Raw genomic sequence first — 12,934 nt, forward strand, 5'->3', positions numbered from 1 at the left:
TGCTCCCCTCTAGGGAAACCGGTGAGGTGAGTATCGACATGGACATGGCCGTTGGGGGATATCCCACCTGCCCCCAATTCCCGGGTTATACGCTGCCGGAATGGAGCTGGAGCTACGGCACCTGCAGGCTGTCTGCCGGATCGCCGAGGCCGGCAGCCTCGCGGGCGCCGCCCGTGTCCTCGGCGTCTCCCAGCCGGCGCTGTCGGCCCAGCTCCGCCGCATCGAGCGGGTGGCCGGCGGCATGCTGTTCACGCGTACCCCGCGGGGCGTACTGCCCACGCCGCTCGGCGAGTTCGTCCTGTCGAAGGCGCACCGCGTGCTCGGCGAGATGGAGGCGCTCGCGGCCGGCGCCCGGGCCACGACGGCGACGGGGCCGCTGCGGCTGGGGAGCATCGTGCTCGTGATGCTCGGCGCGCTGGTGCAGGAGTTGGACGAGCTGCTGCCGGGCCGGCACGCGACGGTCGACAGCGAGGACTCGGTCACGGCGCTGACGCGGCTGCTGGGCTCAGGCCACTACGACGCGATCCTCTACGGCGAGGTCAACGACCACCGCACCCCGCTCCCGGCCGGCGTCACGGCCCGCACGCTGGTCGCGGGCGAGCCGTTCTGGATCGCGCTGTCGGCCCGGCACCGCCTCGCGGACCAAGAGCGGGTGGAGCTGGGCGAGCTGGCGGACGAGCAGTGGATGGCGATGACAAGCCAGGACGACGGCGGCCCGGAGGCCCTGCACACGGCGTGCGCGGGTGCGGGCTTCGCCCCGTCGCTGCGCTACCGCATCGGCGACACGGCCCTGAACCGCCGCCTGATAGCGGCGGGCCGCGCGGTGGCGGTCTTCCAGCCCACGGCCCCGGCGACGGCGGGGGTGGTCCTGCGCCCCCTGGCGGGAGACCCGATCAGGGGGCGCCTGACCCTGGCGTGGCAACGCCGCGCGGTCCCGGCGGAACAGGCGGGTGCGCTGTACCGGGCGGCGGCACGGGCGTACGTCGCGGGGCTGGAGAACAACCCGCGGTACGGGGTGTGGTGGAAGGAGCACCCGGAGGTACATCCGGAGCGGACGTGAGGGGCGGCCGGGGCGACCCGCTCGGGGCTCCTCAGCCGATTCCGGTGGCGGCGCCGCCGGGCTCCGTCATCGCCTGGGTGCCGATGACCGCGAGCAGGCTCAGCTTGTCCGCGGCGTCGGTTCCCGGGGCGGCGGTGTGGACGACCACGTGCAGGTCGCTGCCGGGCGCGTTGAGGACGTCGCAGTCGAGGACGAGCGGGCCGACGTCGGGGTGGTGGACGGTCTTGGTGTCCATGGTGTGGGCGCCCACCGCCTGGGAGTCCCAGAGCCGGGCGAAGTGGTCGCTGGCGCGGCGGAGGTCGGCGATGAGGGTGCGCAGGGGCCGGTCGGCGGGGTAACGGGCGGTCGCGGAGCGCAGGTCGGCGACGGTGGCGGTCTCGAAGCGGGCTCGTTGTTCGGGGGTGTGGGTCACGCGGTCGCGGCGTCCGGTGAAGTGGCGCCAGAGGACGTTGCGCTCGCGCTCCGTGTGGCCGGAGGGGTCGCCGTGCAGCGCGGCGTACATCCGGTTCCAGGCGGTCAGGGTCCACGCGGCGTCGAACACCCCGACCGGGGTGGCCCGCATCTGGTCGAGCATGCGCTGGACGCCGGGGGTGACGTGGGACGGGATGCGGTCGGTGGTGGGCGCGGGCCGGCCCGCGAGAAGGAACAGGTGGCGGCGTTCCGGTTCCGACAGCCGCAGGGCCCGGGCGAGGGCGGTGAGGATCTGGGGTGACGGGGACCTGGCGCGGCCCTGCTCGAGGCGGATGACGTAGTCGACGGACATCCCGGCGAGCTGGGCCAGTTCCTGGCGCCGCAGCCCCGGCGCGCGCCGCGCGCGTCCGGCCGGCAGTCCGGCCGTCGCCGGGTCCAGCCGGTCGCGCCAGCTCCGCAGCGCGCCGGCGAGGTCGACGCCCGCGCCGTCACCGCCGGGGGATCCGCTGTTCCCGTCCCCGTTCCCCGTATCGCGCATGGGTCCAGTATCCGGCCGTGGCGGCGGGACCCGCGCGCCCAGCCTGGTACCGCTTTTGCCAGGAAGAACCCGGTACTCCCTGTCCCCGCGTGCGGCTCCGACACTGGCGGCATGCGAACCGCACTCATCACCGGTGCCACCAGAGGGCTCGGTCTGGAGACCGCCCGGCGACTGGCCGGGGCCGGGCACACCGTCTATCTCGGGGCGCGGGACGCCCGGCGCGGCGAGGAGGCCGCGCGGCGGATCGGGGCCCGCCCCCTGGAACTCGACGTGACCAGTGAGCATTCGGTACGAACCGCCGCGAAGCTCGTCCGGGAGGAGGCGGGCCGCCTCGACGTGCTGGTCAACAACGCCGGGATCAGCGGCCCCGCCGCCTCCGCCGCGGAGGCCACCGCCGACGACCTGCTGACCGTCTACGACACCAACGTCTTCGGCGCCGTACGGGTCACCCACGCCTTCTTGCCGCTGCTCGAAGCGGGCGAGGCGCCCGTCGTCGTGAACGTCAGCAGCGGCCTTGGGTCACTGACCGTAGCCGCCGACCCGCCCGCCCACGCCTCGTCCGTGCCCGTGTGGCTCCCGGCGCTGTCGTACGGCTCCTCCAAGGCCGCGCTGAACATGGTCACCGTCCAGTACGCCCACGCCCTCCCGCACTTCAGGATCAACGCCGTCGACCCCGGCCTGACCGCGACCGACTTCAACGGCCACGCCGGAGACCGGACGGTCGCCGAGGGCGCCGAGATCATCGTGCGCATGGCCACCGCCGGACCCGGCGGCCCCACCGGCGGCTACTTCTCCGCCGCCGGCCCGCTCCCCTGGTGACCACCCCCGAAAGGACCGACCATGACCAGCCACGTTCGCCGTGCCGAGATCGCCCTGGACCTCGCCTGCGTCCGCTGCTACCTCGGCTTCACCCGCCTCACCCGGGCCGTCCGCCACCATCGCGCCGACGGCGGCGGCGCGGTCGCCGTGGCCGTTCGCCCCTTCCAGGCCGAGCCGGAGGCGCCGTCCGCCGGTGAGCCGCTGTTCGAGGTGTGGCGGCGGACCCGGGGCGAGGCGTTCGTACGGCAGGTCGCGTCGGACACCTCGTTCGGCACGGCGGACGGCCTGGAGCTCCGCTTTGAACGTGCCTTGTTCACCAACACCTTCGAGGCTCACCGGCTGGTTGCGCGCGCGGCCCGGCAGGGGCTCGGCGAGCGGATGGCGGAGCGGCTGTTCCGGGCGTACTTCACCGACGGGCTGCTGATCTCCGACCGCACCACCTTGGCCCGGCTGTCCGCCGAGGCCGGTGTGGCGGCAGCCGCCGACGCCCACGGCACCGCCGACGCCGCCGCGTTGCGCGCAGAACTCGGCCGTGTCCGCGCGCTCGGCGTCCACGTCGGCTCCGTGCCGTACGTCCGCTTCGGCGACGGGACGGTCCTCGAAGGCGAGCAGCCCGAGACTGCCTACCGCGCGGCGCTGACCCCGCTCACGCGGGCCGGATGACCGCCCCGGGCCGGGGGGCGCGAGCCCGCCGGCCCCCGCCGGTCATACGTAGTCGCGGGCCAGAGCCTCCGCCACCGACTCCAGCAGCGGCCCCGCGTCGCGCATCGAGCGCGCGACGTCCGGTTCCACCGCGGACAGCGCGTACGCCCGCTCGATCCCCGCGGACCGCAGCGCCGCCTCGTCGATCGACAGGCCCCCGCACACCGCCACGACCCGCTTGCCCGCCGCCCGGGCCGCCGCCGCCACCCCCGCCGGGGCCTTGCCGTGCAGCGTCTGGCGGTCGAGCGACCCCTCCCCGGTGATCACCAGGTCCGCCCGCGCGAGCGCCGCCTCGAAGCCGAGGACGTCGAGCAGCACCTCGATCCCGGGCCGGAAGACCGCGCCGAGGCCGACGAGCGCCCCGTACCCGATGCCTCCCGCCGCCCCCGCGCCCGGCTGGAGCGCCAGCGATGCCGCCCGGGGCCCCGCGGCCTGCTCCAGCACCCGCACGTAGTGCGCGAGCGCGGCGTCCAGCGCCTCGACATCGGCCGCGCTTGCGCCCTTCTGCGGCCCGTAGACCGCCGGCGCCCCGGTCGGCCCCGTCAGCGGGTTGTCGACGTCGCTGGCGAGGACCAGTTCCACGTCGGCGAACCGCGGGTCGATGCCGCTGAGGTCCGCCCGCGCCAGCCCGGCCAGCGGTCCGCCGCCGGGGCCGACCGCGGCCCCGTCCGCGTCGAGGAAGACCCCGCCCAGCGCCGCGAGCATGCCCGCGCCGCCGTCGGTGGTCGCGCTGCCGCCGACGCCGAAGACGATGGTCCGCGCCCCGGCGTCGAGCGCCGCGCGCAGGAGTTCGCCGCTGCCGTACGTGGTGGCGGTGCGCGGCGCGAACCGGCCGGGGGGCAGCAGTTGCAGCCCGGACGCCTCGGCCATCTCGACGACGGCGGTGCCGTCGCGCAGCGCGTACGCGGCGGTGACGGGTTCGCCGAGCGGCCCGGTGACCCGTGCCTCGCGGCGTTCGAAGCCGGCGGCCAGCGCGGCGGCAACCGTGCCGTCGCCGCCGTCGGCGACGGGCAGGGACTCGACGGCGAGGTCCGGCGCGACCTTGCGCAGGCCGGCGGTCACCCGCTCGGCGACCTGCGCCGCGGTCAGGGAGCCCTTGAACTTGTCGGCCGCGATCAGCACCCGGGTCACTGCTGGCTGCGTCACTTTCCGCCCCTTGCTCTGGTCCTGGTCACGCCGCTGCGACCCTATCCGGACCGCCGCCGCCTTGCCCATTGCGTACGTCACCACGGCGACGGGCCCGGGGCCGGCGCAGCCGCCGTCCCCGGGCCCGTACCGGAACCTCTCAGCCCTCCCGCCGCTCCAGCGCGAGCAGCTGCTTCTTGCGGTCGATCCCGCCCCCGTACCCGGTGAGGCTGCCGTTGGCGCCGACGACGCGGTGGCAGGGGACGATGATCCCGACGGGGTTGCGGCCGTTGGCCATGCCGACGGCGCGGGAGGCGGCGGGGTTGCCGACGCGCTCGGCGAGTTCGCCGTAGGAGATCGTCTCGCCGTACGGGATCTGCCGCAGCTGCTCCCACACCCGCTGCTGGAACGGCGTGCCGGCCAGGTGCAGCGGCAGGTCGAAGTCGGTGCGCTCCCCGGCGAAGTACGCGGTGAGCTGCGCGGCGGCCGCCGCGAACGGCGGGTCGGCGGGGTCGGCGGGGGTGCCGAAGGTCTCGTCCGCGGGGCGGTGGCGCTGGTCGGTCATGTAGAGCCCGGTGAGGCTGTCGTCCTCGGCGACGAGGGTGAGGGGTCCTACGGGGCTGTCGACGGTGGTGTGGGTTCGCATGTCCTTCACTCCGTGGGCATCAGGTTGATCGGGTGGTCGCCGGCGGGCGGCGCCGCCCAGAGGTACTGCACGGCGTACGCCCGCCAGGGCCGCCAGGCGGCGGAGTGGCGGACGAGCGCCGCGGGGCTGCCGGGCAGGCCGAGGCCTGCGGCGGCCTTGCGGACGCCGAGGTCGGTGGCCGGGAAGGCGTCGGGGTCGCCGAGGGCGCGCATGGCGACGACCTCGACGGTCCAGGGGCCGATGCCGGGCAGCTCGGCGAGCTGCCGGCGGGCCTGCTCCCAGTCGCTGCCGCCGCCGAGGTCGAGGTCGCCGGCGGCGAGGGCGGCGACGAGCGCGGTGAGGGTGGTGCGCCGGGTCTGCGGCATGGCGAGCCGGCCGGGGTCGAGCCGGGCGAGCGCGCCGGGCTCGGGGAAGAGGTGGGTGAGGCCGCCTTCGGTGTCCTCGATCTCCGTTCCGTACGCGGTCACCAGCCGGCCCGCGTGGGTGCGGGCGGCGGCGGTGGAGACCTGCTGGCCGAGCACGGCCCGTACGGCGAACTCGGCGCCGTCCGTGGTGCGCGGCACCCGCCGTCCGGGCGCCTTGGCGATCAGCTCGGCGAGCTGGGGGTCGCGGGCGAGCTGCTCGTCGACGGCGACGGGGTCGGCGTCGAGGTCGAGCAGCCGGCGGCAGCGGCTGATGGCGATGGCGAGGTCGCGCTGGTCGGTGAGGGCGAGGCGGGCCGAGATGTAGGGGTGGGGGCCGGGCCGCGGCGTGAGCGCGGCGATGCCGTGCCCGTACGGGAGGCGCAGCGTGCGCCGGTACGCGCCGCCGCGCCACTCCTCGACGCCGGGGACGGCGGTGGCGACGAGGTGGCCGAAGAGGTTGTCGGGGGTGAGCGGCTGGCGGAAGGGCAGCCGGAGGCTGATGGCGCCGGGGGCGGTGCCGGTAACGCCGGTGCCGCCCGTGCCGGCGCGGGTGCGGGTGGCGCGGCGGCGCAGTTCCGTGGGGGCGAGGGCGAAGACCTCCTGGACGGTGTCGTTGAAGGTGCGGATGGAGGAGAAGCCGGCGGCGAAGGCGACGTCGGCCATGGGCAGCGGGGAGGTCTCGATGAGGACGCGCGCGGTCTGGGCGCGCTGGGCGCGGGCGAGTGCGAGCGGGCCCGCGCCGAGCTCGGCCCGGAGCTGGCGTTCGACCTGGCGGGTGCTGTAGCCGAGCCGGGCGGCCAGGCCCGCGACGCCGTCGCGGTCGACGACGCCGTCGGCGATGAGCCGCATGGCGCGGGCGGTGAGGTCGGCCCGGTGGTTCCACTCCGGGGAGCCGGGGCTGGTGTCGGGGCGGCACCGCTTGCAGGCGCGGAAGCCGGCCTGCTGGGCGGCGGCGGCGCTGGGGTAGAACCGCATGTTCTGCGGCTTGGGCGGGACGACGGGGCAGCTGGGCCGGCAGTAGATGCCGGTGGTCAGCACCCCGGTGAAGAACCAGCCGTCGAAGCGGGCGTCCTTGGACTGGACGGCCCGTACGCAGCGCTCCGTGTCGGTGAACATGTCTCCAGACTCGTCCACCGCGGGGGCGAAAGCTAGCGAGAATCCGACATCATGCCCTGCGGCCGCGGCGGGCTCCCGGAGCGCTTCCGTCAGCGGGACCGCGTGAGCGTGCGGAACACCGCGCGGGCCGCGTTGTGGCCGCCCATCCCGTGCACGCCGGGGCCGGGGTACGTGGACGAGGAGCACAGGAAGACACGGGGGTGCACCGTGGCCCACGGCACCCGGGCGAGCCGGGGGCGCATCAGGGTCTGCATGCCGGAGAACGCGCCGGCGGCGATGTCGCCGCCGACGTAGTTGGCGTTGCGCGCGGCCAGTTGGGGCGGTCCGGCGGTGGCGCGGGCCAGCACGAGGTCGCGGAATCCGGGGGCGAAGCGCTCCAGCTGCCGTTCGATGACGTCGGTGGCGTCGCCTTCCCAGCTGTTGGGCACGTGCCCGTAGACCCAGAAGGTGTGCTTGCCCTCGGGCGCGCGGGTGCGGTCGGCGATGGTGGGCTGGCAGGTGATGAGGAACGGCACGGAGGGCTCGACGCCGTGCACGGCGGCGTCGAGGGCCGCGCCGATCTCGCCCTCGGTGGGCCCGACGTGCACGGTCGTGGCGCGCCGCGCCTCCTCGGAGGTCCACGGCATCGGCCCGTCCAGGGCGTAGTCGATCTTGAACACCGACGGCCCGTAGCGGAAGCCGTCGTACGCGCCGCCGAGCCCGGCGATGCGCGCCAGCGCGGTCGGGGTGGTGTCGAAGACGTACGCGCGCGCCGGGGGCAGCTCGTCCAGCCGCTTGACCTCGATCCCGGTGTGGATCTCCCCGCCCAGCTCGCGCAGGTACGCGGCGAGGGCGTCGGAGATGGCCTGCGAGCCGCCGCGGGCCACCGGCCAGCCGACGGCGTGCCCGGCGAGCGCGAAGGTCAGGGCCATGGCCGCGGTGATCGGCGTGTGCAGCGGGGCGATGGCGTGCGCGGCGAGGCCGGCGATCATGCCGCGGGCGTGCGCGCCGTCGAAGCGGCGGTTGAGCAGCGACGCGGGCATCGCGAGCTGGCCGAGCCGCAGGAGGGTGACGGGGTCGCGGGGCACGGAGCGCAGCGAGGCGGTGAAGAAGTCCCAGGACAGCGTCTCCCACTTGCCGAGGAACGGCTCGACCAGCCGCCGGTAGACGCCCGCGTCGCGGGGGCCGAGCGACGTCGCCGTCTCGCCCACGGAGCGGGAGAGGACGGCCGCGGAGCCGTCGGGGAACGGGTGCGCCATGGCCAGTTCGCTGTGCACCCACTCCAGCCCGTGGTCGGCCAGCGGGAGTTCGCGGAAGACCGGGGAGCCGATGCCGAACGGGTGGGCGGCCGAGCACGGGTCGTGCCGGAAGCCCGGCAGGGTCAGCTCGGCGGTGCTCGCCCCGCCGCCGATGGAGTCGCGGGCCTCGAAAACCTCGACCGTGAAGCCGCGCCGGGCGAGCTCGACGGCGGCGGTCAGCCCGTTGGGCCCCGCACCTACGACCACCACGTCGACCAGTGTCGTCATCCGCCTCGCCACTCCCGTCGTCGCTGACTGGGCTCAGGGCTCTTCCGGTGGAACATCCCGGGCCGGGCCCGCCCGATCCGGCAGATCCACCACCCTAGAGGGCCGTCCCCGGTACGCCGCGGCCCGGTCCGGCCAGCAGGGCAAGGATATGCCGCGCCGTCTCCGCGTCCCGCGCCGCGGTGAACGGCAGGGCGTTGCCGCCGGCCACCCGGAACGGCTCCCCCGCGACGGTGCCGCTGGCGCCGCCCGCCTCGGCGACGAGCAGCAGACCGGCGGCGTGGTCCCAGGGCTTCTCCCAGGAGAACGCGACGGCGTCGATCTCGCCGCGGGCCACGGACAGGTAGTCGTGCCCGGCGGAGCCGCAGGGCCGGGCCCGTACCCCGGGGACGTCGAGACGGGCGAGGGCGCGCTTCTCGGCGTCGGTGGTGAAGTCGTGGTGGGAGACCGCGACGTCCAGCTCGTGCCCGGGCTCGGGCACGCCGGCGTGCAGCTCCTCGCCGCCGACGAGGTGCGCGCCGCCGCCGCGGCGGGCGACGGCCATGAGGTCCTTGGCCGGCAGGTACGTCCAGGAGACCAGCACCTCGCCGCGGTGCGCGAGGGCGACGAGCATGCAGAAGCCGGGTTCGCCGCGGACGAACTGCCGGGTGCCGTCGACGGGGTCCACGATCCACACCGGCGCGTCCCCGCGCAGCGCGGCGAGCCGGCCGGGGTCGGCGTGCGTGCCCTCCTCGCCGACGAGCACGGAGCCGGGCAGCAGCGCGGTGAGGTTGCGCTCCAGGTGCAGCTCGGCCCGCTGGTCGGCGACCGTGACCAGGTCGTGCGGGCCGTCCTTCTGCGTGATCTCGTCCGCGCCGAGCTGCCGGAAGCGGGGCATGACCTCCTCGGCCGCCGCCTTGCGCAGGGCGTCCTCGACCCGGTCGAGGGCGTCGGCGGACGCCACGAAGTCGTCGATCATATGTCCATCGAACCATGCGGGAGCGCCGGACGCGGAATGCGGTCGAGGGCTGGGACCGGCACCGGGCAGGGCCCCGCGCCCCGCGCCCCGCGCCTCGCGGACGGACGCGCCGGCCGGGCGTCCGCGAAAAAAGCCGGGCGCGGCCGGGAGGGCGCGGGCCCTACCCTGTGCGCATGTCCGAGGCGACGGAGGGTGCGGGGCGGCGGCCGCTGGTGGCGATCCTCAGCGGCGCCGGGATCTCCACGGACTCCGGCATCCCCGACTACCGCGGCCCGAACGGGCTCTGGCGGCGGGACCCGGAGGCGCAGAGGCTCGTCACGTACGCCGACTACATGGCCGACCCCGAGGTCAGGCGCCGCTCCTGGCTGATGCGCCGCGACGCCGCCGCCCGCGACCCCCGCCCCAACGCCGCGCACACGGCCGTCGCCGAGCTGGCCCGCGCGGGGACGCCGGTGCGGGTGGTCACGCAGAACGTCGACGGGCTGCACCAGCTCGCGGGGCTGCCCGACCGCAAGGTGCTGGAGCTGCACGGCTCGTCCCGTACCGCGGTGTGCACGGCCTGCCCGTGGCGCGGGCCGATGTCGGAGGCGCTGCGGCGGGTGGCGGCCGGTGAGCCGGACCCGCCGTGCCGGGAGTGCGGCGGGATCCTGAAGTCGGCGACGGTGATGTTCGGCCAGGCGCTGGACCCGGAGGTCCTGGCCACGGCGGTGGCGGTGGCCGAGGCGGCGGACGTCTTCCTGGCGGTGGGCAGCAGCCTCCAGGTCCAGCCGGCGGCCTCCCTCGCGGGCCGCGCGGCGGCCGCGGGAGCCCGGCTGGTCGTCGTCAACGCCGAGCCCACCCCGTACGACCACCTCGCGGCCGAGGTGGTCCGCAGGCCCATCGGCGAAGCCCTGCCGCCCCTGCTGGCGCGCCTGTCCCCGTCTCCCGGAAAGAGCGATTGAAGACCGAGCCCGGCGGGAGGCTTCCGGCAGCCGCCCTCCCGCGCCGACGCGCCGGACGAGGACTGGGCGTCGCGTGCGCCCCCGGCCGCTCACGGCGTCGGGGCGTGCTTCCTCCGTGCTCCGGACATCAGTGCCGTGTACAGGATCAGCGACGTGCCCAGGCCCACCGCCCAGCCGTAGTCCGCCAGCGGCTTCAGGAACGGGATCAGGCCGTCCTCGGGGTACGGTCCTGAGGCGCCCGCGTCGGTGTGGGAGCCGCCGACGGCCAGCAGGCCGCCGACCGCGAAGGCCAGCACGCCGCGCCAGTTCCAGCCGCCCGTGTACCAGTACGCGCCGTCGCGGCGGTACAGGTCGGGCAGGGCCAGCGCGGTGCGGCGGACGAGCCAGTAGTCGGCGATCAGCACGCCGGCGACCGCGCCCAGCAGGCCGCCGTAGGTGCCGAGCCAGACGAAGATGTAGATGTCCGGGTTGGCGATCAGCTCCCACGGGAACATCAGCATGCCCGCGGTGCAGGCGATCAGCGATCCGGTGCGGAAGCTGATGGCCTTCGGCGCCAGGTTGGACAGGTCGTACGCCGGACTGACCAGGTTGGCGGCGACGTTCGTGGTCAGGGTGGCGAGCAGGATGACGAACAGGGCGAAGGCGATGCCCAGTTTGGTGTCCATGCGCGCGGCCAGCTCCGCCGGTTCCCAGATCGGCTTGCCGTAGACCGCCTGCGAGCCGGAGGTGACCAGCACGGACAGCAGCGCGAACGCGGCCATCGTGGTGGGCAGTCCGAGGGACTGGCCCCATATCTGCGCGCGCTGGCCGGCGCCGAAGCGGGTGAAGTCCGGGATGTTCAGCGACAGCGTCGACCAGAAGCCGATCATGCCCATGAGGGCGGGGAAGAACACCTTCCAGAACTCGGCCCCCCAGCCCAGCTCGGACGGCTCGTCCAGCAGCGGGCCGAAGCCGCCGGCCTGGTCGGCGATCCATATGAGCAGCGCCACCGCGCCCGCGAGCATCAGCGGCGCGGCCCAGTTCTCCAGCTTCTTCACCCCCTCCATGCCGAAGAGGATGATGCCGACCTCGACCAGCCAGAACAGCACGAAGCACAGCCACTGCGGCCACGGGTAGCCGCCCCACGAGCCGGCCTCGACCCACCAGCTCCCGGCCCCGATGATCTTCCCGGCCAGGAAGTAGATCGCCTGGCCGCCGATCCACGTCTGGATGCCGAACCAGGCACAGGCGACGACGCCGCGCAGCAGCGCCGGCAGGTTGGCGCCGACCACGCCGAACGACGAGCGGGCCAGGACGGGGAAGGGGATCCCGTACTTCGGTCCCGCGTGGCCGGTCAGCAGCATCGGCAGCAGCACGATGACGTTCGCCAGGGCGATGGTGAGGACGGCCTGCTTCCAGTCCATGCCCAGCGCGATGAGGCCCGCGGCCAGCGTCCAGGTCGGCACGTTGACCGCCATGCCGACCCACAGCGCCGCGAAGTTGTAGGTGGTCCAGGTCCGCTGCGCGGCCGGAACGGGGAGCAGGTCGCCGTTGGCGTAGCGGCTGCCGGCGAGGTCGTCGGCGGGGGCGAGTTCCACCCTGCCGTCGGCCGGGGGCTGCGGGTAGGGCGGTGGTGCGGCGTCGGCAGCCATGGCTCCCCCTTCAGGCCAGCGCCGGGATGACGTATTTCCCGTACGCGTCGACGGTGGACTCCTTCGCGTCGTGCATCGCGTAGATCGCGAACTGGTGCACGCCCAGCTCCCGCAGCCGGCCCAGCTTCTCCAGGTGCGCCTCGACGGGGCCCAGGATGCAGAAGCGGTCGACGATGTCGTCGGGCACGAAGTCGGTGGAGGGGTTCCCGGCGCGGCCGTGGTGGGAGTAGTCGTAGCCCTTGCGCTGCTTGACGTACGCCGTCAGCGCCTCGGGGACGACGTCGGAGTGCTCGCCGTAGCGGTCGACGAGGTCGGCCACGTGGTTGCCGACCATGCCGCCGAACCAGCGGCACTGCTCACGCGCGTGCGCCAGCCCCTCGGGGGTGCCGTCCGTGACGTACGCGGGGGCGGCGACGCAGATCGTCAGGTCGTCCGGGTCGCGGCCGGCCTGGGCGGCGGCGGTGCGGACGGCCTTGACCATGAACTCCGTGAGGTAGACGTCGGACAGTTGCAGGATGAAGCCGTCCGCGACCTGACCGGCGAGCGCCAGCGCCTTCGGCCCGTACGCGGCCATCCACACCGGCAGCCGGCCGTTCTCGACCCACGGCAGGCTGAGCGTCGTGCCGGACTCGCGGTCGACGAGGGCCTCGCGGCCCTCGGCGAGGTCGCGGATGGCGCGGATGGCGTCGCCGAGGCGGGCCAGGGTGTTCGGCGGGCGGCCGGCGACGCGCATGGCGGAGTCGCCGCGGCCGATGCCGCAGACGGTGCGGTTGCCGTACATCTCGTTGAGGGTGGCGAACGCGGAGGCGGTGACCTCCCAGGCGCGGGTGCCGGGGTTGGTGACCATGGGGCCGACGGTGAGCCGGTCGGTGTGCTCCAGGATGCGGCTGTAGATGACGTACGGCTCCTGCCACAGGACGGTGGAGTCGAACGTCCAGCCGTAGCGGAAGCCGTTCTGCTCGGCGCGGCGCATGAGGCCGACGACGGCGGATGCGGGCGGGTCGGTCTGCAGCACGAGTCCGAAATCCACTTCGGCCCCCTTTGTGAACGATGCCGGAGGTGTGGGTCTGGTGGCTGGTTT

The 12,934-nt window shown here is 74.8% G+C and carries 12 protein-coding genes; 4 read left to right on the forward strand and 8 right to left on the reverse strand.

The features are described 5' to 3' along the window. Positions 1-100: 100 nt before the first annotated feature. Positions 101-1,060: a LysR family transcriptional regulator gene (locus LG396_RS08025; protein WP_225794197.1), complete on the forward strand. Its 960-nt coding sequence runs from the start codon at positions 101-103 to the stop codon at positions 1,058-1,060. Positions 1,061-1,091: 31 nt separating this feature from the next. On the opposite strand, the gene LG396_RS08030 is transcribed toward LG396_RS08025, so the two are convergent. Next, a complete protein-coding gene (locus tag LG396_RS08030; protein WP_225794198.1) occupies positions 1,092-2,009 on the reverse strand; it encodes a helix-turn-helix transcriptional regulator in 918 nt (305 codons plus the stop codon). Between the two features lie 111 nt (positions 2,010-2,120). Here LG396_RS08030 and LG396_RS08035 point away from each other — a divergent pair, with 111 nt between their 5' ends. Next, positions 2,121-2,828, forward strand: coding sequence for an SDR family NAD(P)-dependent oxidoreductase (locus LG396_RS08035; RefSeq protein WP_225794199.1), 708 nt, complete (start codon positions 2,121-2,123; stop codon positions 2,826-2,828). Between the two features lie 21 nt (positions 2,829-2,849). Further along, entirely contained in the window at positions 2,850-3,491 is a 642-nt protein-coding gene (locus LG396_RS08040; protein WP_225794200.1) for a DsbA family oxidoreductase, read from the forward strand. Positions 3,492-3,533: 42 nt separating this feature from the next. Here the strand turns inward: LG396_RS08040 and LG396_RS08045 are convergent, their stop codons facing one another. The 5 genes from LG396_RS08045 to LG396_RS08065 all read right to left on the reverse strand — a co-directional run bounded on the left by LG396_RS08045 (position 3,534) and on the right by LG396_RS08065 (position 9,281). Further along, positions 3,534-4,661, reverse strand: coding sequence for a glycerate kinase (locus LG396_RS08045; RefSeq protein ID WP_225794278.1), 1,128 nt, complete (start codon positions 4,659-4,661; stop codon positions 3,534-3,536). Positions 4,662-4,815: 154 nt separating this feature from the next. Continuing rightward, a complete protein-coding gene (locus LG396_RS08050; RefSeq protein ID WP_018837067.1) occupies positions 4,816-5,301 on the reverse strand; it encodes a methylated-DNA--[protein]-cysteine S-methyltransferase in 486 nt (161 codons plus the stop codon). A gap of 5 nt (positions 5,302-5,306) precedes the next feature. After that, on the reverse strand, positions 5,307-6,821 hold the full coding sequence (locus LG396_RS08055) for an AlkA N-terminal domain-containing protein (protein WP_225794201.1): 1,515 nt from the start codon (positions 6,819-6,821) through the stop codon (positions 5,307-5,309). An 89-nt stretch (positions 6,822-6,910) separates the two neighbouring features. Continuing rightward, positions 6,911-8,326 carry a phytoene desaturase family protein gene (locus tag LG396_RS08060; RefSeq protein ID WP_100301368.1) on the reverse strand — a complete coding sequence of 472 codons (1,416 nt, stop codon included), beginning with the start codon at positions 8,324-8,326 and terminating at the stop codon, positions 6,911-6,913. A gap of 94 nt (positions 8,327-8,420) precedes the next feature. Further along, on the reverse strand, positions 8,421-9,281 hold the full coding sequence (locus LG396_RS08065) for an inositol monophosphatase family protein (protein WP_037746892.1): 861 nt from the start codon (positions 9,279-9,281) through the stop codon (positions 8,421-8,423). A 173-nt stretch (positions 9,282-9,454) separates the two neighbouring features. Here LG396_RS08065 and LG396_RS08070 point away from each other — a divergent pair, with 173 nt between their 5' ends. Continuing rightward, a complete protein-coding gene (locus tag LG396_RS08070; RefSeq protein WP_225794202.1) occupies positions 9,455-10,222 on the forward strand; it encodes an SIR2 family NAD-dependent protein deacylase in 768 nt (255 codons plus the stop codon). An 89-nt stretch (positions 10,223-10,311) separates the two neighbouring features. Here LG396_RS08070 and LG396_RS08075 read toward each other — a convergent pair whose 3' ends face one another. Together LG396_RS08075 and LG396_RS08080 are read right to left on the reverse strand one after the other, a co-directional pair. After that, positions 10,312-11,853, reverse strand: coding sequence for an NCS1 family nucleobase:cation symporter-1 (locus tag LG396_RS08075; RefSeq protein ID WP_225794203.1), 1,542 nt, complete (start codon positions 11,851-11,853; stop codon positions 10,312-10,314). Positions 11,854-11,863: 10 nt separating this feature from the next. Then, the gene (locus LG396_RS08080) at positions 11,864-12,883 is read right to left on the reverse strand and encodes a TIGR03842 family LLM class F420-dependent oxidoreductase (RefSeq protein ID WP_027766323.1); all 1,020 of its coding nucleotides are present in this window, start codon (positions 12,881-12,883) and stop codon (positions 11,864-11,866) included. Between the last annotated feature and the right edge of the window lie 51 nt (positions 12,884-12,934).

The sequence above is a fragment of the Streptomyces aculeolatus genome, assembly GCF_020400605.1.
GTDB classification, from domain to species: Bacteria; Actinomycetota; Actinomycetes; order Streptomycetales; family Streptomycetaceae; genus Streptomyces; species Streptomyces aculeolatus.

What these genes read in the sequence shown, in the direction of transcription:
- LG396_RS08060 (WP_100301368.1), bottom strand. Translation starts at nt 8,326, where the DNA reads ATGACGACACTGGTCGACGTGGTGGTCGTAGGTGCGGGGCCCAACGGG.
- LG396_RS08050 (WP_018837067.1), bottom strand. Translation starts at nt 5,301, where the DNA reads ATGCGAACCCACACCACCGTCGACAGCCCCGTAGGACCCCTCACCCTC.
- LG396_RS08035 (WP_225794199.1), top strand. Translation starts at nt 2,121, where the DNA reads ATGCGAACCGCACTCATCACCGGTGCCACCAGAGGGCTCGGTCTGGAG.
- LG396_RS08070 (WP_225794202.1), top strand. Translation starts at nt 9,455, where the DNA reads ATGTCCGAGGCGACGGAGGGTGCGGGGCGGCGGCCGCTGGTGGCGATC.
- LG396_RS08065 (WP_037746892.1), bottom strand. Translation starts at nt 9,281, where the DNA reads ATGATCGACGACTTCGTGGCGTCCGCCGACGCCCTCGACCGGGTCGAG.
- LG396_RS08030 (WP_225794198.1), bottom strand. Translation starts at nt 2,009, where the DNA reads ATGCGCGATACGGGGAACGGGGACGGGAACAGCGGATCCCCCGGCGGT.
- LG396_RS08040 (WP_225794200.1), top strand. Translation starts at nt 2,850, where the DNA reads ATGACCAGCCACGTTCGCCGTGCCGAGATCGCCCTGGACCTCGCCTGC.
- LG396_RS08055 (WP_225794201.1), bottom strand. Translation starts at nt 6,821, where the DNA reads ATGTTCACCGACACGGAGCGCTGCGTACGGGCCGTCCAGTCCAAGGAC.
- LG396_RS08025 (WP_225794197.1), top strand. Translation starts at nt 101, where the DNA reads ATGGAGCTGGAGCTACGGCACCTGCAGGCTGTCTGCCGGATCGCCGAG.
- LG396_RS08075 (WP_225794203.1), bottom strand. Translation starts at nt 11,853, where the DNA reads ATGGCTGCCGACGCCGCACCACCGCCCTACCCGCAGCCCCCGGCCGAC.